General features: G+C 53.4%; 25 protein-coding genes. 12 read left to right on the forward strand and 13 right to left on the reverse strand.

Annotated elements, in window-relative coordinates; all coding sequences use genetic code 11:
* Nucleotides 1-6: 6 nt before the first annotated feature.
* Together WB237_RS09075 and tusE are read left to right on the forward strand one after the other, a co-directional pair.
* The gene (locus WB237_RS09075; protein ID WP_336212434.1) at nt 7-558 is read left to right on the forward strand and encodes a LuxR C-terminal-related transcriptional regulator; all 552 of its coding nucleotides are present in this window, start codon (nt 7-9) and stop codon (nt 556-558) included.
* Between the two features lie 69 nt (nt 559-627).
* Nucleotides 628-957, forward strand: coding sequence for a sulfurtransferase TusE (tusE, locus tag WB237_RS09080; protein WP_336212437.1), 330 nt, complete (start codon nt 628-630; stop codon nt 955-957).
* Here the strand turns inward: tusE and yccX are convergent.
* From yccX to WB237_RS09095, 3 genes are read right to left on the reverse strand one after another with little or no spacing between them, the layout of a single operon-like run.
* A complete protein-coding gene (gene yccX / locus WB237_RS09085; RefSeq protein ID WP_336212439.1) occupies nt 954-1,235 on the reverse strand; it encodes an acylphosphatase in 282 nt (93 codons plus the stop codon). The genes tusE and yccX overlap by 4 nt on opposite strands.
* An 11-nt stretch (nt 1,236-1,246) precedes the next feature.
* A complete protein-coding gene (locus WB237_RS09090) occupies nt 1,247-2,035 on the reverse strand; it encodes an AraC family transcriptional regulator (RefSeq protein ID WP_108090326.1) in 789 nt (262 codons plus the stop codon).
* 10 nt (nt 2,036-2,045) lie between these two features.
* Nucleotides 2,046-2,603, reverse strand: a complete 558-nt coding sequence (locus WB237_RS09095; protein WP_336212442.1) for a kinase inhibitor — start codon at nt 2,601-2,603, stop codon at nt 2,046-2,048.
* 172 nt (nt 2,604-2,775) lie between these two features.
* On the opposite strand from WB237_RS09095, the gene rlmI reads away from it, so the two are divergent.
* Entirely contained in the window at nt 2,776-3,966 is a 1,191-nt protein-coding gene (rlmI, locus tag WB237_RS09100; protein WP_336212444.1) for a 23S rRNA (cytosine(1962)-C(5))-methyltransferase RlmI, read from the forward strand.
* Between the two features lie 60 nt (nt 3,967-4,026).
* Nucleotides 4,027-4,344 carry a heat shock protein HspQ gene (gene hspQ, locus WB237_RS09105; RefSeq protein ID WP_008499919.1) on the forward strand — a complete coding sequence of 106 codons (318 nt, stop codon included), beginning with the start codon at nt 4,027-4,029 and terminating at the stop codon, nt 4,342-4,344.
* A gap of 36 nt (nt 4,345-4,380) precedes the next feature.
* Here the strand turns inward: hspQ and WB237_RS09110 are convergent, their stop codons facing one another.
* Nucleotides 4,381-4,794, reverse strand: a complete 414-nt coding sequence (locus WB237_RS09110) for a CoA-binding protein (RefSeq protein WP_336212448.1) — start codon at nt 4,792-4,794, stop codon at nt 4,381-4,383.
* Between the two features lie 173 nt (nt 4,795-4,967).
* On the opposite strand from WB237_RS09110, the gene csgI reads away from it, so the two are divergent.
* Nucleotides 4,968-5,630 carry a curli synthesis inhibitor gene (csgI, locus tag WB237_RS09115; protein ID WP_028019207.1) on the forward strand — a complete coding sequence of 221 codons (663 nt, stop codon included), beginning with the start codon at nt 4,968-4,970 and terminating at the stop codon, nt 5,628-5,630.
* An 80-nt stretch (nt 5,631-5,710) separates the two neighbouring features.
* Nucleotides 5,711-6,169 carry a methylglyoxal synthase gene (gene mgsA / locus WB237_RS09120; RefSeq protein ID WP_049006707.1) on the forward strand — a complete coding sequence of 153 codons (459 nt, stop codon included), beginning with the start codon at nt 5,711-5,713 and terminating at the stop codon, nt 6,167-6,169.
* Between the two features lie 59 nt (nt 6,170-6,228).
* On the opposite strand, the gene helD is transcribed toward mgsA, so the two are convergent.
* The gene (helD, locus tag WB237_RS09125) at nt 6,229-8,283 is read right to left on the reverse strand and encodes a DNA helicase IV (RefSeq protein WP_336212451.1); all 2,055 of its coding nucleotides are present in this window, start codon (nt 8,281-8,283) and stop codon (nt 6,229-6,231) included.
* Between the two features lie 123 nt (nt 8,284-8,406).
* Between helD and WB237_RS09130 the strand changes: the two genes are divergently transcribed.
* Both WB237_RS09130 and yccS read left to right on the forward strand, forming a co-directional pair.
* The gene (locus WB237_RS09130) at nt 8,407-8,853 is read left to right on the forward strand and encodes a YccF domain-containing protein (RefSeq protein WP_023335159.1); all 447 of its coding nucleotides are present in this window, start codon (nt 8,407-8,409) and stop codon (nt 8,851-8,853) included.
* A 19-nt stretch (nt 8,854-8,872) separates the two neighbouring features.
* On the forward strand, nt 8,873-11,035 hold the full coding sequence (yccS, locus tag WB237_RS09135; protein ID WP_336212454.1) for a YccS family putative transporter: 2,163 nt from the start codon (nt 8,873-8,875) through the stop codon (nt 11,033-11,035).
* Here the strand turns inward: yccS and WB237_RS09140 are convergent.
* A complete protein-coding gene (locus tag WB237_RS09140; protein WP_129996283.1) occupies nt 10,992-11,618 on the reverse strand; it encodes a TfoX/Sxy family DNA transformation protein in 627 nt (208 codons plus the stop codon). The two genes, yccS and WB237_RS09140, sit on opposite strands and share 44 nt — an antisense overlap.
* A 216-nt stretch (nt 11,619-11,834) precedes the next feature.
* Between WB237_RS09140 and sulA the strand changes: the two genes are divergently transcribed.
* Both sulA and ompA read left to right on the forward strand, forming a co-directional pair.
* Nucleotides 11,835-12,344, forward strand: a complete 510-nt coding sequence (gene sulA, locus WB237_RS09145) for an SOS-induced cell division inhibitor SulA (RefSeq protein WP_129997117.1) — start codon at nt 11,835-11,837, stop codon at nt 12,342-12,344.
* A gap of 354 nt (nt 12,345-12,698) precedes the next feature.
* Nucleotides 12,699-13,754, forward strand: a complete 1,056-nt coding sequence (ompA, locus tag WB237_RS09150) for a porin OmpA (protein WP_129996284.1) — start codon at nt 12,699-12,701, stop codon at nt 13,752-13,754.
* 63 nt (nt 13,755-13,817) lie between these two features.
* On the opposite strand, the gene matP is transcribed toward ompA, so the two are convergent.
* Nucleotides 13,818-14,270: a macrodomain Ter protein MatP gene (matP, locus tag WB237_RS09155; RefSeq protein ID WP_008499929.1), complete on the reverse strand. Its 453-nt coding sequence runs from the start codon at nt 14,268-14,270 to the stop codon at nt 13,818-13,820.
* A gap of 185 nt (nt 14,271-14,455) precedes the next feature.
* Between matP and WB237_RS09160 the strand changes: the two genes are divergently transcribed.
* On the forward strand, nt 14,456-16,216 hold the full coding sequence (locus WB237_RS09160; RefSeq protein ID WP_129996285.1) for an AAA family ATPase: 1,761 nt from the start codon (nt 14,456-14,458) through the stop codon (nt 16,214-16,216).
* A gap of 68 nt (nt 16,217-16,284) precedes the next feature.
* Nucleotides 16,285-16,803 (forward strand): 3-hydroxyacyl-[acyl-carrier-protein] dehydratase FabA, encoded by a 519-nt coding sequence (gene fabA / locus WB237_RS09165; RefSeq protein ID WP_008499931.1) that lies wholly within the window; start codon nt 16,285-16,287, stop codon nt 16,801-16,803.
* Nucleotides 16,804-16,874: 71 nt separating this feature from the next.
* Here fabA and rmf read toward each other — a convergent pair whose 3' ends face one another.
* The 6 genes from rmf to rlmKL all read right to left on the reverse strand — a co-directional run bounded on the left by rmf (nt 16,875) and on the right by rlmKL (nt 24,801).
* On the reverse strand, nt 16,875-17,042 hold the full coding sequence (gene rmf / locus WB237_RS09170; protein WP_013097261.1) for a ribosome modulation factor: 168 nt from the start codon (nt 17,040-17,042) through the stop codon (nt 16,875-16,877).
* A gap of 255 nt (nt 17,043-17,297) precedes the next feature.
* Nucleotides 17,298-17,864 (reverse strand): membrane integrity-associated transporter subunit PqiC, encoded by a 567-nt coding sequence (gene pqiC, locus WB237_RS09175; protein WP_028019216.1) that lies wholly within the window; start codon nt 17,862-17,864, stop codon nt 17,298-17,300.
* Nucleotides 17,861-19,501, reverse strand: a complete 1,641-nt coding sequence (gene pqiB, locus WB237_RS09180) for an intermembrane transport protein PqiB (RefSeq protein WP_336212462.1) — start codon at nt 19,499-19,501, stop codon at nt 17,861-17,863. The genes pqiC and pqiB overlap by 4 nt, the downstream gene beginning before the upstream one ends.
* 4 nt (nt 19,502-19,505) lie before the next feature.
* Nucleotides 19,506-20,759, reverse strand: a complete 1,254-nt coding sequence (pqiA, locus tag WB237_RS09185) for a membrane integrity-associated transporter subunit PqiA (RefSeq protein WP_028019218.1) — start codon at nt 20,757-20,759, stop codon at nt 19,506-19,508.
* Between the two features lie 13 nt (nt 20,760-20,772).
* A complete protein-coding gene (locus tag WB237_RS09190; protein ID WP_114978357.1) occupies nt 20,773-22,680 on the reverse strand; it encodes an ABC transporter ATP-binding protein in 1,908 nt (635 codons plus the stop codon).
* 12 nt (nt 22,681-22,692) lie between these two features.
* Nucleotides 22,693-24,801, reverse strand: coding sequence for a bifunctional 23S rRNA (guanine(2069)-N(7))-methyltransferase RlmK/23S rRNA (guanine(2445)-N(2))-methyltransferase RlmL (gene rlmKL, locus WB237_RS09195; RefSeq protein ID WP_114978358.1), 2,109 nt, complete (start codon nt 24,799-24,801; stop codon nt 22,693-22,695).
* Between the last annotated feature and the right edge of the window lie 61 nt (nt 24,802-24,862).

Genomic DNA, 24,862 nt, shown 5'->3' on the forward strand with positions numbered 1-24,862 from the left:
GTCACCGTGAGTTACGCCATTCTCGACAATAATCGATTTTACGCCGAAGGGTTGCGCTACGCGCTGCTTCGTCGGGGCGTTCAGTTAGAGGTCCAAAGCGACACCGTACAATGGCAACCATCGCTGCTTACCCGCCGCGTGCTTGTTGTGCGCTGCCGTTTTTCCGTGGCGGCTACGCATCAGGCGCTGATAACCATTTTGCTCAGACTGGAAACCGCCCGCTGGAAAGGCAGCCTTTATCTGGTCTGCAATGAAAAGGGGTGGGCGCTGGCGACGCATTTACGCAAGCGTTTCAGTACGTTAACCCTTTATATCATCGATGACAGGATCGCCGTCGCAGATGCGGCATATTTGCTGGCAAAAGAGCCTCGCCGCGTTCGAAGTCTTGACTGCTGTCTTACCGGCCTTGAATTCAACGTGCTCGATCTCATGCTTACCGGGTTGCCGGTACGCCACATTGCCATCGTGACGGATATGTCAGAGAAACAGGTTTCGACCCATAAATGCAACGCACTGAAAAAGCTCAATGCCAACAATCTGCTACAGCTACTCCTGTAGGTCACGGTTTATCCTGCGGCCGTTTTTTTGCTACACTGTTGCCGGTTTTTTCACACACGACAGAAGATTATGTTGATTTTTGCAGGCCAGGAAATTGAGACCGATAGCGAAGGCTATCTGAAAGATACAACGCTCTGGAGCGAGCCGCTGGCGGAGAGAATTGCGGAAAACGAAGGGATTACCCTCTCCCCCGAACACTGGGAAGTGGTGCGTTTTGTGCGCGAGTTCTACCTCGAATTTAACACCTCTCCGGCTATCCGCATGCTGGTCAAGGCCATGGCCAATAAGTTCGGTGAAGAGAAAGGTAACAGCCGCTATCTGTATCGTCTGTTCCCTAAAGGCCCGGCAAAGCAGGCCACCAAAATTGCCGGCCTGCCAAAACCGGTGAAATGTATTTAGTAGCGAATACCGAAGTTAACGTAGTCCCGACCGGGTTGATGCGGTTCTGTTAACACCTTATCAACCCGCGCGCTGCGCGGACCGCCCGCTTTCAGCCACGCCACCAGCTTATCGACCTGCTCCGCTTCGCCGCAGGCGACCACCTCAACGCTGCCGTCATCCATGTTTCGCGCGTATCCCGTTAGCCCAAGCTCAATCGCTTCGCGCTGGGTGCTGTAGCGGAAGCCGACGCCCTGAACGACACCGTGAACCCAGGCGATGGTGCAGACTTTTGCCATTTTGCTTCTCCTTAACGTAGCGTTTTCGGTAAACAGCCATAGTGTTGCCGAAAACGAGCGGTGAAACGAGAGCTGGAAAGATACCCACATTGTAATGCGATTTCGCCAATCGGTAATCGGGTTGACTGTAACTGTGACAGCGCGACGGCCATCCTCACCTCCTCCACAATCTGGCGAAAGCTCTGCGACTCTTCACGTAACCGTCTGCGAAGCGTCGGCACACTCAGGGCCAGACGGCTGGCGATGTCCTGCGCGGTCCAGGCTCTGGCGGGCGACAGCATGATGAACTGCCGTACCTGTTCGGTCAGGTTAATATTTCGCTCAATAAGCAGCGGACCTGCCACGCCATCATGCAGCAATGCCAGTAAAAGACCGAAGGCCTGATGCTTTTGTAACGCCTCTGGTAAATCCTGACGCACGGCATGCAGCAGGTTATCCCACATAAACGCCAGCCCCTCGCTCAGTGGGGCACAGAGCGAATGTAGCGTCGTGCGCGGCCAGGATTTCAGATAATGCGCTTTAAACTCGGCAACGATCTCCGGAGACAACATCAGCAAGTCCGATCGAAACATGCCGTTCGCGGGCTGATTGATAATCTCCATCACCGTATTAGCAGGGATAATGATGAGCTCATCCCGTGTCGCCACCAGCCGGTTGTCATCCTGAACAATTATCTTACTGCCGTGAGTGATGTGACAAATAGCCGGAAAAAAGAGCTTAACCTGGTGCAGGCGATGCATTTTGCTGGCACTCACTTCACCCGCCGTGAGATGTTTATGTCGAAAATGGAACTCCTGCACCCCGCCATCCTTATCTGCTGTAGGTTGCTGTTAACTGAGCCTTTGCCAGAACGTGACTATTGATCATAAAGCCGACCAGCGCGCCGCTGGCATTTTTGTCGACGGGCAGTTTATCTACGTCCAGAGCCGAGACGGTAATCTGATAGCGATGAGGCTTATCCCCTGCGGGTGGACATGCACCGCCGAAACCAGAATAACCGAAATCATTACGTCCCTGCACAACGCCGGCAGGTAATTTCTCACCATTCGGGTTACCCGCCCCGGCTTGCAGCGTATGCATCTGCGCGGGAATGTTGGCTACAGTCCAGTGCCACCAGCCGCTACCGGTGGGCGCATCCGGATCATATACCGTGACGGCAAAACTTTTCGTCGCGGCGGGCGGATTTTTCCACGCCAGCTGTGGAGAGCTATTTCCACCGTGGCAGCCAAATCCCTCAAACACCTGCTGTTGCGCCAACCGGCGTTCGCCAGAGATATCCTGGCTGGTGATGCTGAAAGGTGTTGCTGCTAAAACCTGAAAACTCATTGCCGCCAGAGCGGTTATTGCGATTACACTGTGCTTTTTCATGGGGTTTCCTTTGCCGAACCGGAAGCCCTAAGGTAAAGCACGCGACAATGCCGTAATGTGCTTAAGCGATTTGATTTTGTGCCGAAACGCTCAATGGTATCCGCAGATGATTGCGCCTTGCTGAATGTGCTACTCTACGCGCCATTTCCTGAAATCGACAGAACAGCAAATTATGAGTGTACGTTTAGTGTTAGCCAAAGGGCGCGAGAAGTCATTACTGCGCCGTCATCCCTGGGTCTTTTCCGGCGCGGTTGCCCGTATGGAAGGTAAAGCCAGCCTCGGTGAAACCATTGATATCGTTGACCATCAGGGGAAATGGTTAGCGCGAGGTGCTTACTCGCCTGCGTCCCAGATCCGTGCCCGCGTCTGGACCTTCGATAAAGATGAAACCATCGACATCGACTTCTTTGTTCGCCGTCTGCAGCAGGCGCAGCAGTGGCGCGACTGGCTGGCAAAACGCGACGGACTGGACAGCTACCGCCTGATTGCCGGCGAGTCCGACGGCCTGCCGGGCGTCACCATTGACCGCTTTGGTCACTTCCTGGTACTGCAACTCCTGAGTGCTGGTGCTGAATATCAACGTGCGGCGTTGATTAGCGCGCTGCAAACGCTGTTCCCGGAATGCGCCATTTACGACCGCAGCGATGTGGTCGTGCGTAAAAAAGAAGGAATGGAGCTGACCCAGGGTCCAGTGACAGGCGAGCTGCCGCCTGCCCTGCTGCCGATTGAAGAGCACGGTATGAAGCTGCTGGTGGATATTCAGGGCGGGCACAAAACGGGTTACTACCTCGACCAGCGCGACAGCCGCCTGGCTACGCGTCAGTACGTTGCCGACAAACGCGTGCTGAACTGCTTCTCCTACACCGGCGGTTTTGCCGTTTCGGCGCTGATGGGCGGTTGTGCCCAGGTGGTCAGCGTGGATACCTCGCAGGAAGCGCTGGACGTGGCAAAACAGAACGTCGAGCTGAACAAACTGGACTTGAGCAAAGCCGAGTTTGTTCGCGACGACGTCTTCAAGCTGCTGCGTAAATATCGCGATCAGGGCGAGAAGTTCGACGTCATCGTGATGGATCCGCCAAAGTTTGTGGAAAACAAAAGCCAGCTGATGGGCGCCTGCCGTGGGTATAAGGATATCAACATGCTGGCCATCCAGCTGCTGAACCCGGGTGGGGTGCTGCTCACCTTCTCCTGCTCCGGGCTGATGACCACCGATTTATTCCAAAAAATCATCGCCGATGCCGCAATAGATGCTGGTCGTGATGTACAATTTATAGAGCAGTTCCGTCAGGCAGCCGATCACCCGGTGATTGCTACCTACCCGGAAGGGCTCTATCTGAAAGGGTTTGCCTGTCGCGTCATGTAACTTGAAAAGAGAAATATTGCCCGCACATAACGTGTAAGTCGTATTTCCCGGGAGGTGACTATGATTGCCAGCAAATTCGGTATCGGCCAGCAGGTCCGCCACACTTTGCTAGGGTATTTGGGTGTGGTCGTGGATATCGACCCGGAGTATTCTCTTGATGAACCGTCTGCAGACGAGCTGGCGGTCAACGCCGAGCTTCGCGCTGCGCCCTGGTATCATGTGGTGATGGAAGGTGACGATGGACAACCCGTTCACACCTATCTTGCTGAAGCGCAGCTGAGTAGCGAACTACAGGAAGAACATCCGGAGCAACCCACGATGGATGAACTTGCTCAGACTATCCGCAAACAGTTACAGGCTCCACGCCTGCGGAACTAAGCGTGTAAGAAAGCCCGATTATCGGGCTTTTTTTTATTACTTCGCCAGCCCCAGGCGAGGGATTTCAATCGCCGGACAGCGGTCCATCACCACGTTCAAACCGGCCTCGCGAGCCAGCACAGCAGCCTGCTCGTTAATAACCCCTAACTGCATCCATAGCGTTTTCGCACCGATAGCGATGGCCTCTTGCGCCACTTCCCACGCCGCCTCAGAATTGCGGAAAACATCAACCATATCCACTTTTTCAGGTACGTCGTTCAGGGTGGCGTATCCCTGCTGGCCCAGTAAGCTTTTACCGGCCACCTTCGGTGACACCGGGATAACGTGATAACCCTGATCGAGAAGGTATTTCATGACCCGATAGCTTGGACGTTCCGGTTTATCGCTCGCGCCCACCAGCGCAATGGTGCGCGTGGAGGTCAAAATCTCGGCAATATCGTTCTCTCTCATGGTTTGTCTCCTGGTTTTTTTCAAAGTGTACGCCAAAGCGCACATCTCAACCATCCATCCCATACAGATGTATGAGGGCAAAACCGTGAAATATGTCTATATGTTAGTAAAGATGATTTTCGAAAGATTTAGATACATTAATGCAACATCAGTATTTCTGACAGGAGCCTTCTATGAAAACCGGAATTGCCACTGCTGTGATTGCATTAGTGATGCCGGTTTGCGTCTTTGCGACCACGCTCCGGCTCTCTACCGACATTGATCTGCTGGTTCTGGACGGAAAAAAAGTCTCCAGCTCATTATTACGCGGCGCAGACAGCATCGAGCTAGATAACGGGCCTCATCAGCTGGTCTTCCGGGTAGAAAAGTCGATCGGCCTTGCTAATCATGAACAACGGATGTACATCTCCCCGCCGCTGATCGTCAGTTTTAATACCCGGCAAATCAGTCAGGTGAACATCACCCTGCCCCGCCTTGAAACGGAGAAAGAGTCTGCGGCCTTTGACACCTCACCACGCGTTGAGCTGCTGGATGGCGATGCGATGCCCATTCCGGTGAAGCTTGATATTCTGGCGTTGACCACATCCCCTAAAGGGCCGGATTATGAGGCCGCAACCCAGACCTACAACAAAGCAGGTAAACGTGCATCGCTTCCCCAGTTTGCCACTATGATGGCAGACGACAGTACGCTGTTATCCGGGGTGTCTGAACTGGATGTCATTCCTCCTCAGTCCCAAACCCTGACGGAACAACGCCTTAAATTCTGGTTCCAGCAGGCCGATCCGGATACGCGAGCCCGCTTTTTACAATGGGCGAAGCAACAACCTTCATCATAAGCCACATTTTTTTCGCCTTTCTCTTGCAGCGTCAGACAGTTCCCGTCATCGTGTAGCCAGTTAACCTGATGGATACGATTATGGAACTGACAACACGCACGCTACCTGAACGCAAACACATTGCGCTGGTTGCGCACGACCACTGTAAACAAATGCTGCTTAACTGGGTTCGCCGCCATCAGTCTTTGCTGGAAAAGCACACCCTATCTGCGACCGGCACAACCGGTAACCTGATCCAGCGCGAAACGGGTCTTGAGGTCAATGCCATGCTAAGCGGCCCGATGGGTGGTGATCAGCAGGTAGGTGCGCAGATTTCTGAGGGGAAAATTGATGTGCTGATTTTCTTCTGGGATCCGCTGAATGCGGTTCCGCATGACCCGGACGTGAAGGCACTGCTGCGCCTTGCCACTGTCTGGAATATTCCAGTGGCGACTAACCTTTCAACGGCAGATTTTATCATCGAATCGCCGCAGTTTAACTCGCCGGTTGATATCCTTATTCCGGACTATCAGCGTTATCTTTCAGAGAGATTGAAGTAGCTTTTTTTGCCGGGTGGCGGCTACGCCTTACCCGGCCTACCCATCCTTGCCCGGCGGCGTTATGGCTTCCGCGCCACCGGCACATCAATATTCTTCAAAATATCGACAAACACGGATGGTTCCTCTTTATTGAACAGCAGCCACACGCGATGACGCGCGCGGGTGATGGCCACATACAGCAAACGTCGTTCCTCGGCATCCGGGAAATCTTCCGGTATCGGCAGTAAAGCCTGCTCCATGACTGACTCACGAGCCGGAGCCGGAAAACCGTCGCTACCGTCTTTCAGCCCTATCACAATCACATAGTCGGCCTGCTGGCCTTTACTGGCGTGGATCGTCATAAATTCAAGCTGCAGTTTCGGCCAGCGCGTGGCCGCTTTCTCCAGCGCTGCGGGTTTGAGATGATGGTATCGCGCCAGCACCAGAATACGTTCATCAGGCTTTGCATAGCCGCTGAGCTTGTCCAGCAGCGGTTCCAGCTGGTCATCCGCCAGCAGGGTGACCGCTTTTTTATCTCCTGGCCGCAGGCTATTAAGCGGCTTGGCCAGCTGATGCGGGTTCTGCTGGATAAAGCGATTGGCGATTTCACCAATACGGGAGTTGAAGCGGTAGGTGGTATCCAGATCGCTGCGATCGCCTTCGCCAAAATAGTGGTGAAATGCGGTCGTCAGTGAAAGCTGCGCACCGCTGAAGCGATAGATGGCTTGCCAGTCGTCACCCACGGCAAACAACGACGTGTGCTTGTTTTGTGCCCGTAACGCTGAAAGCAATGCTGCGCGTTGCGGCGAGATATCCTGGAATTCATCCACCAGAATATGTTTCCACGGGCTGACAAAGCGCCCCTTCTCAAGAATGATAATGGCCTGATGGATCAGGCCAGAGAAATCGACAGCATTTTCCGCTTTCAGGGCAGTTTTCCAGGCTTTTAGCATCGGAGCCATCAGTTTAACCCGCTTTGAAAACAGATCGCGGATCTCCTCCGGCGCACTTTCAATCATTTCAGCCTGCGATCCGCCGTGCATTCGCATCAGGCTTACCCAGCGGTCAAGTCTCGAGCCCAGCCGCCGCGCCAGTTTTTCATCCTGCCAGAAACTGCCCTCAGGCACCTCCCAGTTGAGTTCTTCCTCCAGCCACTGACGCCATCCTTTTGCCTGCGCCTTTTTCTCACTGCACTGCTGACGCCATGTTTTGATAAACAAAGCCTGACGCGCTTGCGTGTCGTTCTCCAGTTTACTCACCGCAGGCACTTTTTTGCTGCCCTGCTGAATGATGTGCAACGCCAGAGCATGGAAGGTTCTGGCCGTAATATCCTGGGTGTGCAGGCGTTCCTGGATACGCTCGTCCATCTCCTGGGCAGCCTTGCGGCCAAAAGCCAGAAGCAGTATTTGTTCAGCAACGGCTTCCCCGGTTGTCAGCAGCCAGCCCGCGCGCGCCACCAGCACCGACGTTTTACCGCTCCCGGCTCCCGCGAGCACCAGCAAGGACTGCTCACCGTTAACCACCGCACGCGCCTGGGCAGGATTGAGTGGTGAAGATTCAACCGTACTGAAAAAATCGGCGTATCGGGTGAGCATGGTGTCAGTCCAGGCCTGGTTATGGGCAAACCGGCTCTTATCCATATCGCTTAGCCAGGCCTGACACTGACGCCAGGCATCGCGGCAATTGTCGAACTCATCGAGACGCGTCACGGATACCGGCAGCGCGGAGAGCGCCTGCCTGATTTTTTGCTGTAACCCGGCGGTCTGCTGGCGGGTAAGCCACGTGTTTTGCGCGTTGCTTTGCGCGATATCATCCAGCACCTGCTGCAGTACCTGGGCGGCAATCACGCTCATGTCCTGGCTCCACTGCTGCCAGAGCGCATTCAGATGATGATGGAAACGCTGGGTCTCCACCCACTCGGTGCCGTGAAGACGCACGACTTTATCATCAGGCAGAACGAACTCCAGTTCCCCCCACACCAGCCCACGTTTGCAGTGGATAGCCAGAAGTTGATTAAACGGAATAAGGTATTCATGGCGTTCTCCGGAGACTTTCACCCCGGCATTGAGGAGAACAACCCTGTCATAGGGGTGTTGCGCCAGGCGTTTGCCTAATGAAGTTGCTTTAAGTTCCATGTCCCGCCAAATCCACGAAGAGATAATTTACCTGACAGTTTAACTGCCAGTTTTAAGGTGCTCCAGCCTAAAAAAACGTTACAATCATTGGGCGTTAATTTTATCGAAAGGAAGTGAGGGTTTATGCGTACCGTTCTGAATGTGTTGAATTTTGTGCTGGGCGGTTTTGCCACCACCCTTTCCTGGCTTTTTGCCACGCTGGTGAGCATCGTCCTGATTTTCACACTCCCCCTGACCCGCTCATGCTGGGAAATCACCAAACTCTCCTTCATCCCGTATGGAAATGAAGCCATCCACGTTGACGAGCTGAATCCCGAGAGCAAAAACGCGTTGATGAACACGGGCGGCACCCTGCTCAACATTCTGTGGCTGATATTCTTCGGCTGGTGGCTGTGCATCATGCATATTTTTGCGGGTATTGCCCAGTGCATCACGATTATTGGTATTCCGGTCGGGATCGCGAACTTTAAAATCGCCGCGATCGCCCTTTGGCCCGTCGGGCGCAGGGTTGTTCCGGTTGAAGTGGCTCAGGCAGCACGTGAAGCAAATGCTCGTCGTCGTTTTCAGTAAATAAGGACTGGCCGCGCTTATGCTAAGCCCACTGCTTCGCCGTTATACCTGGAACAGCACCTGGCTTTATAACGTCAGGATTTTTATCGCGCTTTGCGGCACGGTAGCTCTGCCGTGGTGGTTGAATGATGTCAAGCTCACCATTCCGCTCACGCTGGGGGTGGTTGCAGGGGCGCTGGCGGATCTGGACGATCGTCTGGCCGGACGTTTGCGTAACCTGGTGATTACGCTGGTCTGTTTTTTTATTGCGTCCGCTTCCGTTGAGTTGCTCTTTCCGTGGCCCTGGCTGTTTGCCCTGGGTCTTACGCTCTCAACCAGTGGCTTTATTTTGTTGGGCGGCCTTGGGCAGCGCTATGCCACCATCGCGTTTGGTGCATTGCTGATCGCCATTTACACCATGCTGGGCGTTTCCCTGTACGACCAGTGGTACCAGCAGCCGGTTCTGCTGTTGCTGGGCGCCATCTGGTATAACCTGCTGACGCTAACCGGTCATCTGATCTTCCCGGTACGCCCTCTGCAGGATAACCTTGCCCGTAGCTATGAACAGTTAGCTCACTATCTGGAGCTAAAATCCCGGCTTTTCGACCCGGATATCGAAGAAGAAAGCCAGGCCCCGCTCTACGATCTGGCTCTGGCAAACGGCCAACTGGTTGCCACCCTTAACCAGACCAAAGCGTCACTGCTTACCCGTCTGCGCGGCGATCGCGGTCAGCGTGGAACGAGAAGAACGTTACACTATTACTTCGCCGCTCAGGATATACATGAGCGTGCCAGCTCCTCGCATGTTCAGTATGCCGCCCTGCGCGAGAAGTTCCGCTACAGCGACGTGATGTTCCGCTTCCAGCGACTGCTGTCCATGCAATCCCAGGCATGCCAGCAGCTCGCACGCTCTATTCTGCTGCGCACGCCTTATCAGCATGACCCACGTTTTGAACGTGTGTTTAGCCATCTTGATGCAGCCATTGACCGCGTTCAGGCCAGCGGAACAGCACCGGAACATATTAAAGCTCTGGGATATCTGCTGAATAACCTGCGGGCGATAGATGCTCAGCTGGCGACCATTGAGTCAGAACAGGCAATGGCGTTACCCGGCAGTGATGCGGAAAATCAGCTTGCGGATGACAGCGTCCACAGTTTTAGCGATATGTGGTTGCGACTGAGCCGCAACTTTACGCCGGAGTCGGCTCTCTTTCGTCACGCGGTGAGAATGTCGCTGGTATTGTGCGTCGGTTATGCCTTTATCCAGATAACCGGGTTGCAACATGGCTACTGGATCCTGCTGACCAGCCTGTTCGTTTGCCAGCCGAACTACAATGCCACCCGACACCGCCTTGCGCTGCGTATTCTCGGCACGCTGGTCGGTGTCGCCATTGGACTGCCGGTCCTCTATTTCGTGCCGTCCGTTGAAGGCCAACTGATCCTGATCGTGATCACCGGTGTGTTGTTCTTCGCCTTTCGCAATGTGCAGTACGCCCACGCCACCATGTTCATCACGCTGCTGGTTCTTCTCTGCTTTAACCTGCTTGGTGAAGGGTTTGAGGTCGCCCTGCCACGTGTGATCGATACCCTTATTGGCTGTGCGATCGCCTGGGCGGCTGTCAGCTTTATCTGGCCAGACTGGCGTTTCCGTAATTTGCCGCGCGTGTTAGACAGGGCTATGAATGCCAACTGCCGGTACCTTGATGCCATCCTTGAACAGTACCATCAGGGCCGCGATAACCGTCTGGCTTACCGGATCGCACGCCGCGATGCGCACAACAGCGATGCTGAACTGGCCTCGGTTGTCTCTAACATGTCAACAGAGCCTCGTGCCACCGCAGAGATTCGTGAGACGGCGTTCCGCCTGCTCTGTCTGAATCATACCTTCACCAGCTATATTTCCACGCTGGGTGCCCACCGTGAGAAACTCACCAACCCGGGTATCCTCACCTTGCTGGATGATGCCGTCTGTTATGTCGATGACGCACTTCATCACCGGCCAGCCGATGAACCGCGTGTTCAACAGGCTCTGGACGAACTGGCCCAGCGCATTATCCATCTTGATCCAGGAAACGACAGCAAAGCGCCACTGGTTCTTCAGCAAATTGGTCTGCTTATCGCTCTGCTGCCAGAAATTTGCCGACTGCAACAGCAAATCGCTACCTGGAGGAGTGATTCTCCTGTGGTTCAGGCAGCGCATTAAACCACTCCGTCAGCTCCCGGCGTATTCCCGCCGGGAGTGCCGCTTCATGAAGTCCCTCAATAGCACCTTCCAGCGCGAAAAGCACTTTAATACTGAGTGCTTTATTTTTTGCCCGCATCTTCAGCCAGCTCGCTTTCGCACCAAGTGTCCGAAGTGTTTCTTCATCGGTAATACCCGCTTCAAAAAGCAAGACCTCAAGCTGAAACGTCAGGTTCGGAAGATCCTTAAGCCGGTTTCGTTGATGGCGCTGAAAGCGCTCTTTTCTTGCCGCTCTCAGTGCGAACGAGGAGAGCTGGAGCAAACGCTCCCTGTCCTGCCATAATCCGTCATCCACTCGAAAATAGTTCAGAAGCACCGGACGTCCCCGTTTCATGAGTGTCAAAAACGAGGCGGCATTCTTTACACAGTATTTCGCACTTTCCTCACAGGCGCGAAGGTAGAGTTCTCCCTCTGACACCATGGCAAAGACCGCATCATCCACAGCTAGTGTATAGCCACCGAACAGTGCCCGATGTTGAATGTCCCCCAGCGGAGACAGATATTCCTGGGATTTATAGATCCGTTCATAAGATATCTTTTTCATGATATTTCCTTATAAATCATAAATTAACAACGAAGTTTCTTACTAGCGGATCCGTTAGCAGGAAAATAGGCAACTTATCGCTGTTGGGCAAGATGATTTTTCAAGGGGCATCAATATTGAATGAATTTTGCGAGTCGCTTTCCGAAAATGAGGTTGATCTTTATGCATACAGGGGTTACTGTATATCCATACAGTAACCACAGGGCTGGAATGAATATGCACACTTCAGGCTATGCAAATCGCTCAACCTTTATCACTTCTACCGCTGGCAACGTAGCGCAGAACACCGTTGGCAGTGTTTCGACAGGGCTAATTAGCGAAGTGGTTTATCGTGAGGATCAGCCTCTGTTAACTCAACTACTGCTGCTGCCGTTATTACAGCAGCTTGGTCAGCAGTCTCGCTGGCAGCTTTGGCTGACGCCACAGCAAAAACTGAGCCGTGAATGGGTTCAGTCCGCCGGACTTCCACTGACAAAGGTCATGCAAATTAATCAACTCTCTCCTTGCGATACCGTCGAGTCGATGATCCGGGCTTTACGCACAGGAAATTACAGTGTAGTGATTGGATGGTTACCAGAGGAATTGACGGAAGAGGAACATTTTCGTCTGACTGAAGCGGCTGAAGAAGGGAGTGCGATCGGGTTTATCATGCGCCCGGTTCGTCCAGATTCTTACCGCAGAGGACAACTTTCTGGGCTAAAAATTCACTCAAATTTGTATCATTGAGTGAAATTAAGATTTTTCCTGGAATTTTTTTTGACCACAAGATGTGTTTTTAGTTCCCTGCCTCAAAATTGCGGCAAGGCTTGTCTGGTGCGGTTCTCCTTAATTTTATTGCACAAAATTCGCGCAAAAAATGTTAAATAAAAGGTATACGGAACTTTTTTTTTCATATGCCTGACGGACTTCACACTTGTAAGTTTTCAGCTACGTTGTAGACTTTACATCGCCAGGGGTGCTCGGCCTAAGCCGAAGATATCGGTAGATTTATATTTGACCACGCCCCCCGGTGAAGGATTTAACCGTGATTCTCTCTTGAGATTTTCATGGCGAATTTTGGATGATAACGAGGCGCAAAAAATGAAAAAGACAGCTATCGCGATTGCAGTGGCACTGGCTGGCTTCGCTACCGTAGCGCAGGCCGCTCCGAAAGATAATACCTGGTATGCAGGTGGTAAACTGGGCTGGTCTCAGTTCCACGACACCGGCTGGTACAACAGCAAACTGAACAACGATGGCCCGACTCACGAGAGCCAGCTTGGTGCAGGTGCGTTCGGTGGCTATCAGGTTAACCCGTATGTTGGTTTTGAAATGGGTTACGACTGGTTAGGTCGTATGCCATACAAAGGCGACACCAAAAACGGCGCTTTCAAAGCACAGGGCGTTCAGCTGACCGCTAAACTGGGTTACCCAGTAACTGACGATCTGGACGTGTACACCCGTCTGGGCGGCATGGTATGGCGCGCTGACTCCAGCAACAACCAGTCTGGTGACGACCATGACACCGGTGTTTCCCCAGTATTCGCTGGTGGCGTTGAGTGGGCTATGACCCGTGACATCGCTACTCGTCTGGAATACCAGTGGGTTAACAACATCGGCGACGGCAACACCGTTGGTGTTCGTCCAGACAACGGCATGCTGAGCGTAGGTGTTTCCTACCGTTTCGGCCAGCAGGAAGAAGCAGCACCAGTTGTTGCTCCAGCGCCGGCTCCAGCTCCAGAAGTACAGACCAAGCACTTCACTCTGAAGTCTGACGTTCTGTTCAACTTCAACAAAGCAACTCTGAAACCAGAAGGCCAGCAGGCACTGGATCAGCTGTACTCTCAGCTGAGCAACCTGGATCCTAAAGATGGTTCTGTAGTGGTTCTGGGCTTCACCGACCGTATCGGTTCTGACGCTTACAACCAGAAACTGTCTGAAAAACGTGCTCAGTCTGTTGTTGATTACCTGATCTCTAAAGGTATCCCAGCTAACAAGATCTCCCCACGTGGTATGGGCGAATCTAACCCAGTTACTGGCAACACCTGTGACAACGTGAAAGCTCGCGCTGCACTGATCGACTGCCTGGCTCCAGATCGTCGCGTTGAGATCGAAGTTAAAGGCATCAAAGACGTTGTAACTCAGCCAGCGGCATAAGTTATCGTCTTATAAAAAAACCCCGCAATGCGGGGTTTTTTATTGTCTGAAGAAAACAAAAGTCTATTTTTTGCCCAACAATGCCTGAAGGTCGTTCTTCAGCGTCGACATCTGGTTAGCGTACTTCTCTTTATGCTCCGCATCCTCAATCAACTGCACAATCGTTTCCGACAGCGTTTTACCACGCCGTTGTGCCAGACCCGCCAGGCGCTGCCAGACCACGAACTCAAGGTCGATTGATTTTTTGCGAGTGTGCTGATGCTCCGCATTAAAATGTCGTTTGCGTCGCGCACGGATAGTTTGCTTCATTCGGTTTAACAACGCAGGATTGATGTGCTTCTCAATCCAGCCGTTAACCTGTACCGGTTCATTTTCGAGGGTCAGCAAAATATCCACGGCTTCTTGCGCTGCGCTGGCTTCGATGTAGCAGGTGATCAACTCCCCTTCACGGTGCTTTTTGACCAGGTACTTCCATTTCCAGCCGCTTTCGAGATTTTCCAGTTGTTGATATTTCATTGCGATCTCAGTGTTACCACGTAACTCTGTTCAGAATATCAGTTTTTTAGCAATCTGCTGAAAAGAAATCATATCTGTGAGTGAATGCAGGCAATCCCCCTGTCGAAATCCCCAATCCTGCTTGGGTAGTCCCCCTCGCTTACGGTATACTCCACGCTTTTACATCTGACTAAAAAACATCAACTTTGACCATTACGAAACTTGCATGGCGTGACCTTGTTCCGGATACCGAGAGTTATCAGGAACTGTTTGCACAGCCAGATCTCGCAAAAGAACACGAATTCATCCTTAGCGATACGCAACCACGTTTGCATTATGCGCTGGAGCAGGTGTTAAGCCCATGGGCAACAGCGCCCTTCATGCTGCTTAAAGCCCCGGAAGAAGCGGAATACCTGACGCTTCTTGGGGACGCCATGCGCCAGTTGCAGCCGGAAGCGAATGCAGTCTTTGGCGGCGAATATCGTATCGCGGGACATGATGTCACTTTCGAACCAGCAGCTCAGGCTGATGGACGTTTTGCCGTTAAAGGTGAAGTGATTACCGCTAACTGGGTCGAGGCTGAACAACTCTTTGGTTGTCTGCGCCAGTTTAATGGTGAACTTTCGCTGCAACCGGGGTTGGTACATCGCGCAAATGGCGGTGTGCTTATCATCTCACTGCGTACCCTACTCTCGCAGCCGCTATTGTGGATGCGTCTGAAAACGATTGTGAACCAGCAACGTTTTGACTGGGTCGGCTACGATGAGTCCCGTCCTCTGCCTGTCTCTGTTCCCTCTATGCCTCTGTCACTGACCGTCGTGCTGACGGGTGACCGCGAATCTCTGGCAGACTTCCAGGAAATGGAACCGGAACTGGCTGAGCAGGCGGTCTACAGCGAGTACGAAGACAACATCCAGATTGCCGATGCCGACGATATGGCGCAGTGGTGCCAGTGGGTAATGGCGGTTGCTGAACGTTTTTCGCTGCCAACACCTGCGGCTGACGCGTGGCCAGGCTTGATTCGCGAAGCGGTGCGCTATACCGGTGACCAGGAAACGCTGCCCCTCTGTCCACTCTGGATCAGCAAACAGCTGCGTGAAGTGGGTGTGATCAGCGGTAACGGTGCGTTCACCGGAGAACAGCTCACACAGATGCTGGCTCAGCGTGAGTGGCGAGAAGGCTATCTTGCTGACCGTATGCAGGATGAAATTCTGCTGGAACAAATTCTGGTCGAGACCGAAGGCGAACGCGTCGGACAGATCAACGCCCTGTCGGTGATTGAGTTTCCTGGCCATCCGCGCGCTTTCGGCGAACCGTCCCGTATCAGCTGCGTTGTCCATATTGGCGATGGCGAGTTCACCGATATAGAACGGAAAGCCGAGCTCGGCGGAAACATTCACGCAAAAGGCATGATGATCATGCAGGCGTTTTTGATGTCAGAGCTGCAGCTTGAGCAACAGATCCCCTTCTCCGCCTCGCTGACGTTTGAGCAGTCCTACAGCGAAGTCGATGGTGATAGCGCCTCTATGGCAGAACTGTGCGCCCTAATCAGCGCCCTGGCCGAAGTGCCCATCAATCAGAACATCGCGATCACCGGTTCGGTGGACCAATTTGGTCGTGCCCAGCCAGTGGGAGGCCTCAATGAAAAAATTGAAGGCTTCTTCTCTATCTGTCAGCAGCGCGGTTTAAATGGCAAACAGGGTGTGATTATTCCTGCTCCCAATGCACGCCATTTGAGCCTCAGTCAGGATATTCTGGATGCGGTGGAGCAAGAGCAATTCGCCATCTGGGCCATCGAAGGGATTGAGGATGCACTACCCTTACTGACAAACCTGGTATGGGATGGCGAAGGGCAAACCACCCTGATGCAGACTATTCAGGAACGCATTGCTCAGGCGACACAGCAGGATGCTCGTCATCGTTATCCATGGCCGTTACGCTGGTTGGGCTGGTTTGGTTCGAACTGATCGGACTTGTTCAGCGTACACGTGTTAGCTATCCTGCGTCCTTCACTAAAATAAGGCTTACTGAGAACATGGTAGATAAACGCGAATCCTATACAAAAGAAGATCTTCTTGCCTCTGGTCGCGGTGAACTGTTTGGTGCGAAAGGCCCACAGTTACCGGCCCCGAACATGCTGATGATGGACCGTGTCGTGAAAATGACCGAAACCGGCGGCAACTTCGATAAGGGTTACGTAGAAGCAGAACTCGATATCAATCCGGACCTGTGGTTCTTCGGTTGCCACTTTATTGGCGATCCGGTAATGCCTGGCTGTCTGGGCCTGGATGCAATGTGGCAGCTGGTTGGCTTCTATCTGGGCTGGCTGGGTGGTGAAGGTAAAGGCCGCGCACTGGGTGTTGGCGAAGTGAAATTCACCGGTCAGGTTCTGCCTACTGCGAAGAAAGTGACCTATCGTATTCACTTCAAGCGCATTGTTAACCGTCGCCTGATTATGGGCCTGGCGGATGGCGAAGTGCTGGTCGATGGTCGCCTGATCTATAGCGCGAGCGACCTGAAAGTGGGTCTGTTCCAGGACACTTCCGCGTTCTGATATTGCTTTTCGCAATCTCCAAAAGGCGAAACCTCCGCATTGCGGAGGTTTCTTTTTTTAAAGAGACGTTATCAGGCTATGAGTGCCCTGTCGCCGATGGCTTCTCGCCAGCCTCCAAGCCATTGTGACCTTTGGTTTATCGTCTGATAAGGACACATTTCTTTAGAACGTCCAGCGATGCCGGCCTGATAACCACGTTGATGAGCCCGTTCCAGGCGATCTCGTTTCTGTCTCTTCATGCCTCGTTTCCCTCATTCTTTTGTCTGGTGGAAAGAAAACAGTGTCTGCACAAATGCACAGGCACAGATAACGAATACCTTGAATTAGTCGCAGCGTCAATGTTCAAAATTCATACGGGTGTCATATTTGTGAGCTAGCTGGAAGATCATTTGTACAAAAATTGTGACCCGGCACAAGTAACAATCTGAAGTGAAAACGAAAAAAAAACCGCAATCAGTGGCAGACCGATTGCGGTTTTTGACGATGAATTTTACTTATGGAAGCCGGGAAATTTCCCTGGCAATACTGGCCGATTCCTGTGCCCAACCCTGAGCCAGGACTTTCACCATTTCGTCATAGCCATCTTTCTGCTGCTTCAGCTCCAGATGGAAAGGACGCTTAATCAGCTGCCCCTGATGATTCAGCAACCACTCACCGCTGATCACCACCGCACCGTCATAACGGCCGTGGAAGCCTGTTACGGTGACGTTCAGCGTATCTTGATCGTTACCCAGCGGCTGCGAAGCGACAACCCAGCCCGGAAGCTGACTGCCCAGATTGGCCACCAGCGTGTTGCGCAGTTGCTGATCCAGCGGGCTGGCCCACAGGTTGTTGGTCGCAATCACGTATTTAACGTCGCTGGTCTGATAGACCACGCCGTTTCCTGCCAGATAATCAGGCACGGCAACCTGCTCAACCCAGAGCTGACGATTTCCCTGACTGGCCGTACTTTGCCCGCTATTCTGCGTACTAACAGGCAACTGGTAGTAGCTTTTATTCTCTACCCCTGAACTGCACGCCGTTAATAGCAGAGCGCCAACCATCAATAGCCACTTATTCATTCTTTTGCCCTCTTAGGCTCAGGATCCTTTTTATCTTTCGCTTCGAACACCAGCGCGTTGCTCTTCTCATTGAGCGTCTTCAGCACTGGTTGCAGTTCACGTAAGACCTGATCAAGGCGCTGCATATCAGCCACCATCTTGTTGTAAGCCGCAGAACCCGGCTGGAAGCCCTGCATACTGCGGTTCAGCTCACGCAACGTTTTCTGCATATCCTGTGGCAGTTGCTGCATGCTCTGGCTCGCTGTGATCTTGTTGATGTTATCCAGCGTGGCTTGCAGACGTCGCATTGTCTCCTGACTCTGATGCAACGAGCCTGTCGCCGCTTCAATCATCGGATTCAGTGGCAGATTGTTAATCTTATCCAGCGTTTCCATCAGGCGCTGCTGGATCTGCGCCAGACCGCTGCTCACCGTTGGGATAATCTTGTAGCCACCGAATTCACGGATACCGGTAATCGGCGGAGCTTTCGGGTAGAAGTCCATATCCACATACAGAGCACCTGTCACCAGGTTACCGGTTTTCAGCGACCCACGCAGACCGCGTTCCATCAGTTGAGAGATATGGGTGGCAATATCCTGATTTTCGCCAATCTGATTTAGCAAACGTTCCGGCTCAATGCGGATCAGCACCGGAATGCGGTAATCATCATCCAGCATCTGCTGAAGTCCCGGAACGAAGAACGGAACCTGCCCAACCGTACCAAGACGAATGCCGCGGAACTCAACGGGTGCCCCCGGCTGCAGCCCACGAACGGAGTCTTTAAAGAACATCAGGAAGTCAACATGATCGGTATAGAGCGCATCCTGAATGCTTTTTTGATCGTCAAAGAGACGGAAAGCGGTGTTCTCTGTAACTGGCTGCCCCAAATCCAGGCCTTCCGGCACGTCAAAACTCACGCCGCCACCAAACAGGGTGGTCAGCGAGCCCATTTCAACGCGCATGCCTGCCGATGTCAGATCCACCGCGATCCCGCTGTCTTTCCAGAAACGGACGTTGCTGGTGACCAGTCGATCGTTTGGTGCATTGATGAAGAGTTGATAGCTGATCGCGCGTTTCTGCGGATCAAACGTGCTTTTCTCAACCGAGCCGACGCGGTAGCCACGGAACAGGACCGGGTCACCCGCCGTGAGCTGACCTGCTTTTTTGCTGTCGAGGATCACGCGGATACCCTTGGCATCAGGCGGTGCAAGCGGCGGTGAATCCAAAAGCTGGTATTTGGCTGGCTGGTTACCCTTAGCGCCAGGTTGCAGCTCAATGTAGGCGCCCGAAAGCAGCGTCCCTAAGCCACTGATCCCCTCACGCCCCACCTGAGGCTTAACCACCCAGAACACGGAATCGCCATGCAGCAGTTTTTCCATGCCAGCATTGAGGCGCGCCTTGATTTCTACATGCGTTAAATCATCGGTCAGGGTTGCGCTTTCAACCACACCCACATCCACGCTGCGGCTCTTGATGGTCGTTTTACCGCCCTCAATCCCCTCGGCATTGGTGGTAATCAGCGTCACTTCCGGCCCCTGATGGCTGTAGTGATAAAACAGGATCCATGCCCCGATCAGCGCCGTCACGATGGGGAAAATCCACACCGGTGACCAGTTCTTGACCTTCTGCACTTTCGCCTCTCCACTCTTATTTTCCATGCTCTTACTCTTCCTCATGGCTTGATTCAGGCTCACGATCCCACGATAAACGAGGGTCGAAGGTCATGGCCGCAAACATAGTCATAATCACGACCAGTGCAAACATTAATGCCCCCATCGCGGGATAAATACTCATCAATCCGCCCATCCGCACCAGTGCAGAGAGAACGGCAATAACAAACACGTCAATCATTGACCAGCGTCCGACAAACTCGACCACTTCATAAATCAGGTGCATGCGTTCGCTGTCGCGTTTACCGTGACCTTTCGCATCCCAACAAAGCCAGGCGATCGCGATCATTTTCAGGGTTGGCACCATAATACTGGCGATAAAGATCACACCGGCAACCGGATACGAACCTTCACCCCACAGCAATATCACCCCGGCCAGGATCGTCGAGGGCATTTTGTCGCCCAGCAGATCGGTGATCATAATCGGCAAGATATTGGCTGGTAGATACAGCATGACAGAGGTCACCAGTAGTGCCATCGTCCACTGCAGGCTGTTTTTACGCCGCACGTGCCCTTTCGTTTCGCAGCGCGGACAAACGTCGAGATCGGCGGGCAGCACGGCGGTACAGCACGGACACGAGCGTAGCCCCTGACGAATACCGGGCACCCCGACCTTTACCGTCTGCGCAAGCGTCGGTGCTGGCGCGATATCGTCCCACGCCCAGCGCCTGTCCACACACTGGAAGGCGCGCAGCTGCAGGACGCAGTACAGACACCAGGGGATAAAGCTGCTGCCAATCCCCACGTCGCCATACGCCATCAGCTTCACAAAACTGACCAGAATCCCCGCCAGAAAGATCTCGGCCATCCCCCAGCTTTTAAGCTGAAAAAGGATGCGCGCGAGTTTGATTTTCAGTGACGACGGCATCCTGACGCGGTTCACCAGCAGCAGGATAACGACCAGGCAAAAAGCCGGGACTATCTGGACGAAGAGCAGAAAAAAGGTGCCGAGGCTGGCGTAATCTTCTGAGAACATCACGCCCGGGATTTCGAGTAAATCCACCTGGCTGGTAATTCCGCCCACTTTCATATAGATAAACGGGAAAAGATTGGAGAGTAGCAGCATGAACAATGCTGCCAGAGCGTAAGCAGTGGGACGCTGCCGCGGCGCGTCCCACTCGGTTGTCAACGTTGCGCCGCAACGTGGACACAGCGCTTTATGTCCGTGACCAAGCTCTGGCAACGCCACGAGCATATCGCATTGCGAGCATAATATATGCCTGTCGGCATGGTGCTGGTCACACATATGTTATCCCTGTTTATGCGCCGTTTTTCAGAGACTCAAGGTACTCCCAGCGCTCAAATGCTTCTTCCAGGGCCTTTTCAGCCGCGGACAGTTCAGCCAGTATTTTCTGAGTATAGTCGTGCGATTGGGTAAAGAATGTCGCATCAGCAACCTGAGCTTGCAGATCTTCAAGCGCGGCCTCCAGCTCTTCCAGACGCTGCGGTAGCCCCTCCAGTTCGCGCTGCAGGTTATAGCTTAGTTTAGCCGAGCTTTTCTTGACAGTTTCTGCTTTTGTTACAGCAGGTTCAGAACTTATTTTGGACTTTGACTGTTTCTGCGCCAGAGACTGCGACTGCTGCCCTTTTGCATCGTGATAACCGCCGACATACTGACCAATTCGCCCTTCACCTTCGAAGATCCAGCACTCGGTCACGGTGTTATCCACGAATTGACGATCGTGGCTAACCAGCATCACCGTCCCCTGATAACCGTCGATCAGTTCTTCCAGCAATTCCAGGGTTTCGACATCCAGGTCGTTCGTCGGTTCATCGAGAATCAACAGGTTACTTGGCTTCAGGAACAGACGTGCCAGCAGAAGACGATTGCGCTCACCGCCTGACAGCGCACGTACCGGCGTCATCGCACGTTTCGGATGGAACAGGAAGTCCTGCAGGTAGCCCAGCACATGGCGCGGCTTGCCGTTTACCATTACCTCTTGCTTACCTTCAGCGAGGTTATCCATCACCGTTCTGTCCGGATCCAGCTCTGCGCGGTGCTGATCGAAGTAGGCCACTTCAAGCTTGGTGCCGCAGTGGATACGACCGCTGTCAGCCTGCAATTGGCCCAGCATCAGTTTCAACAGCGTGGTTTTGCCGCAACCGTTCGGACCAATCAGTGCAATTTTGTCACCACGCTGAACCTGCGCCGAGAAGTCTTTCACCAGCACTTTACCGTCAACCTGATAGTTAACGTTTTCCATTTCGAAGACAATCTTGCCGGAACGGGACGCCTCTTCCACCTGCATTTTGGCGCTGCCCATCACTTCGCGGCGCTCGCTACGCTCACGGCGCATTGCCTTCAGCGCACGAACGCGACCTTCGTTACGTGTACGACGGGCTTTGATGCCTTGACGGATCCAGACTTCTTCCTGCGCCAGCTTGCGGTCAAACTCCGCATTCTGCAGCTCTTCCACGCGCAGGTTTTCTTCTTTCTCCAGCAGATAGGTGTCGTAATCGCCAGGATAGGTAACCAGTTTGCCACGATCGAGATCGACAATGCGCGTCGCCATATTGCGAATAAACGAACGGTCGTGAGAGATAAAGATGATGGTGCCGCTGAAGGTTTTCAGGAACCCTTCCAGCCAGTCAATCGCTTCGATATCCAGGTGGTTCGTCGGTTCGTCCAGCAGCAGAACCTTCGGTCCGCTGACCAGCGCGCGGCCCAGTGCCGCTTTACGCAGCCAGCCGCCGGAGAGCGCTGACAGCTCCATATCGGCTTCCAGACCGAGCTGTGCCAGCACTTCATTAATACGGTTTTCCAGCTGCCACAGACCGTGGTGATCGAGCATCTCCTGCACTTTCGCCAGTTCGTTGAGATTCTTATCGCTCGGGTCAGTCATCACCAGATGTGAAATCTCGTGATAACGCTTCAGGTATTCTGCTTGCTCAGAAATACCTTCAGCCACGAAATCGTAAACGCTTCCGGTCACATGACGCGGCGGGTCCTGCTGCAGGCGAGAAACGATAAGATCCTGCTCGTAAACAATACGCCCGTCATCCAGACCCTGTTCACGGTTGAGGATTTTCATCAACGTGGATTTGCCCGCGCCATTACGGCCCACCAGACAGACACGCTCGTTATCTTCGATGTGCAGTTCTGCATTATCGAGAAGCGGTGAGTCGCTGAAAGAGAGCCACGCGCCGTGCATACTAATTAAAGACATTTATTTTTCCTTTCAGGCCGCGGTAATCAACCAGCAGTTATGGATTTGACGGTTACGGGCGAAATCCTGAGACAGCGTTTTTTGGCTGATTTCTTGTGCTTTTAGCCCCAGGGCTGCTAAGCCGTCATGATCCATACGGAAGCCGCGTTTGTTGTTCGAGAACATAATCGTGCCGCCTTTACGCAGGAGGCGCTTCAGGTCGGTCATCAGGCGCAGGTGATCGCGTTGCACATCAAAGCTATCTTCCATACGCTTGGAGTTGGAGAAGGTAGGCGGATCGATAAAGATCAGATCGAACTGTTCATTGGTGTCACGCAACCAGCCCAGCACATCGGCCTGCATCAGACGATGCTGACGCCCGGTGAGGCCGTTAAGACGCAGGTTACGCTCCGCCCACTCCAGATAGGTGCGGGACATATCCACCGTGGTCGTGCTCCGAGCGCCACCCAGCCCCGCATGCACGCTGGCGCTGCCGGTATAGGAGAACAGGTTGAGGAAATCTTTGCCCTTGCTCATCTGTCCGAGCATGCGGCGGGCGATACGGTGGTCAAGGAACAGACCGGTATCAAGGTAGTCAGTCAGGTTAACCCACAGACGAGCGTTGTATTCGCCCACTTCAATGAAGTCGCCCTTCTCACCCATTTTCTGGTACTGATTTTTGCCTTTCTGACGTTCGCGGGTTTTCAGCACCAGTTTGTTTGGCGCAATACCCAGCACGGCGATGGTTGCCGCAATGACGTCCAGCATACGCTGACGCGCTTTTTGCGCATCAATGGTTTTCGGTGGGGCGTATTCCTGAATCACCACCCAGTCCGCATAGCGGTCAACCGCCACGTTGTATTCCGGCAGATCAGCATCGTACAGGCGGTAGCATTCAATACCTTCCTGCTTCGCCCATTTCTCGAATTTCTTCAGGTTCTTGCGCAGACGGTTGGCGTAATCTTCCGCCACGCCCGACGGTTTGCTGTCCGCCGCTTTCTCTGCCAGGTGGTAGTTCTTCTGCACGCAGTCCAGAGGACCGTTTTTCGCCTTAAACTGGCGATCGGCACGCAGCTGCAGGCAGCTCAGCAATTCAGGTGAAGCACTGAACAGGGAGAGATTCCAGCCGCCAAAGTAATCTTTCATATTGCGGCCCAACAGGCTGTGCAGGGCAATCAGCGCCGGTTCGCTGTCCAGACGCTCACCATATGGCGGGTTACTGATAACGGTACCGTATGGACCTTTTGGCAGCGGGTTGGTCAGGTTCGCCACGTCTTTCACTTCGAAAGTGACCAGCTCGCCAATACCGGCGCGACGGGCGTTGCTGCGGGCACGTTCAATGACGCGCGGGTCGCTGTCCGAACCATAGAAATGGGAGGTGTATTCCGCCAGGCCCTTACGCGCACGGGTCTGCGCGTCGTCTTTGACCTCTTTCCACAGTGCTTCATCGTGCTGTGCCCAGCCCTTGAAGCCCCAGTGACCACGGTGCAGGCCCGGGGCACGGTCGGTGGCCAGCATGGCAGCTTCAATCAGCAATGTACCAGAACCACACATCGGGTCCAGCAGCGGGGTACCCGGCAGCCAGCCGGAGCGCATCACAATGGCTGCGGCGAGGGTTTCTTTGATTGGAGCCATACCCGTGCGGTCGCGGTAACCGCGCAGGTGGAGGCCTGCGCCGCTCAGATCCAGAGAGATGCTCGCGGTGTCGCCGTTCAGCCAGACGTTAATACGCAGATCCGGATTTTCGCGATCGACGTTCGGACGTTCCTTATTTTTACGGGTGAAGCAGTCCACAATGGCGTCTTTAACGCGCAGGGCACCGTACTGGCTATTGCGGATCTCATCATTCACGCCGTTGAAATGCACCGCAAAGGTGGCATTCGGAGTGAAGATCTCTGTCCAGTCGATCATCTGTACGCCGGTATAGAGATCAAGGTCGCTATAGACCTTGCACTCTTTCATCGGCAGCATGATGCGCGACGCCAGACGGCTCCACATCAGGCTCTGGTAAATAAGCCGCGTGTCGCCCTCAAAATGGACACCACCCTGAACTACCTGGCACTCTTGCGCACCCAGGGCTTCCAGTTCAGTTTTTAACAGCTCTTCCAGCCCACGGGCCGTACTGGCAAACAGAGAATTCATATCGTCACTTTTACTCTTAGAAAATTGTCGCGCATTATAGCTAATATGGCGTGTATGTCAT

The sequence above is a fragment of the Enterobacter sp. P82 genome, assembly GCF_037053385.1.
GTDB lineage: Bacteria > Pseudomonadota > Gammaproteobacteria > Enterobacterales > Enterobacteriaceae > Enterobacter.

Coding starts and splice junctions, on each gene's coding strand:
- WB237_RS09190 (WP_114978357.1), bottom strand. CDS start 22,680: ATGTCTTTAATTAGTATGCACGGCGCGTGGCTCTCTTTCAGCGACTCA.
- WB237_RS09110 (WP_336212448.1), bottom strand. CDS start 4,794: ATGAGAGAGAACGATATTGCCGAGATTTTGACCTCCACGCGCACCATT.
- rlmI (WP_336212444.1), top strand. CDS start 2,776: ATGAGTGTACGTTTAGTGTTAGCCAAAGGGCGCGAGAAGTCATTACTG.
- fabA (WP_008499931.1), top strand. CDS start 16,285: ATGGTAGATAAACGCGAATCCTATACAAAAGAAGATCTTCTTGCCTCT.
- matP (WP_008499929.1), bottom strand. CDS start 14,270: ATGAAATATCAACAACTGGAAAATCTCGAAAGCGGCTGGAAATGGAAG.
- mgsA (WP_049006707.1), top strand. CDS start 5,711: ATGGAACTGACAACACGCACGCTACCTGAACGCAAACACATTGCGCTG.
- yccS (WP_336212454.1), top strand. CDS start 8,873: ATGCTAAGCCCACTGCTTCGCCGTTATACCTGGAACAGCACCTGGCTT.
- WB237_RS09130 (WP_023335159.1), top strand. CDS start 8,407: ATGCGTACCGTTCTGAATGTGTTGAATTTTGTGCTGGGCGGTTTTGCC.
- sulA (WP_129997117.1), top strand. CDS start 11,835: ATGCACACTTCAGGCTATGCAAATCGCTCAACCTTTATCACTTCTACC.
- WB237_RS09095 (WP_336212442.1), bottom strand. CDS start 2,603: ATGAAAAAGCACAGTGTAATCGCAATAACCGCTCTGGCGGCAATGAGT.
- pqiC (WP_028019216.1), bottom strand. CDS start 17,864: ATGAATAAGTGGCTATTGATGGTTGGCGCTCTGCTATTAACGGCGTGC.
- ompA (WP_129996284.1), top strand. CDS start 12,699: ATGAAAAAGACAGCTATCGCGATTGCAGTGGCACTGGCTGGCTTCGCT.
- rmf (WP_013097261.1), bottom strand. CDS start 17,042: ATGAAGAGACAGAAACGAGATCGCCTGGAACGGGCTCATCAACGTGGT.
- helD (WP_336212451.1), bottom strand. CDS start 8,283: ATGGAACTTAAAGCAACTTCATTAGGCAAACGCCTGGCGCAACACCCC.
- WB237_RS09140 (WP_129996283.1), bottom strand. CDS start 11,618: ATGAAAAAGATATCTTATGAACGGATCTATAAATCCCAGGAATATCTG.
- rlmKL (WP_114978358.1), bottom strand. CDS start 24,801: ATGAATTCTCTGTTTGCCAGTACGGCCCGTGGGCTGGAAGAGCTGTTA.
- csgI (WP_028019207.1), top strand. CDS start 4,968: ATGAAAACCGGAATTGCCACTGCTGTGATTGCATTAGTGATGCCGGTT.
- yccX (WP_336212439.1), bottom strand. CDS start 1,235: ATGGCAAAAGTCTGCACCATCGCCTGGGTTCACGGTGTCGTTCAGGGC.
- pqiA (WP_028019218.1), bottom strand. CDS start 20,759: ATGTGTGACCAGCACCATGCCGACAGGCATATATTATGCTCGCAATGC.
- pqiB (WP_336212462.1), bottom strand. CDS start 19,501: ATGGAAAATAAGAGTGGAGAGGCGAAAGTGCAGAAGGTCAAGAACTGG.
- tusE (WP_336212437.1), top strand. CDS start 628: ATGTTGATTTTTGCAGGCCAGGAAATTGAGACCGATAGCGAAGGCTAT.
- hspQ (WP_008499919.1), top strand. CDS start 4,027: ATGATTGCCAGCAAATTCGGTATCGGCCAGCAGGTCCGCCACACTTTG.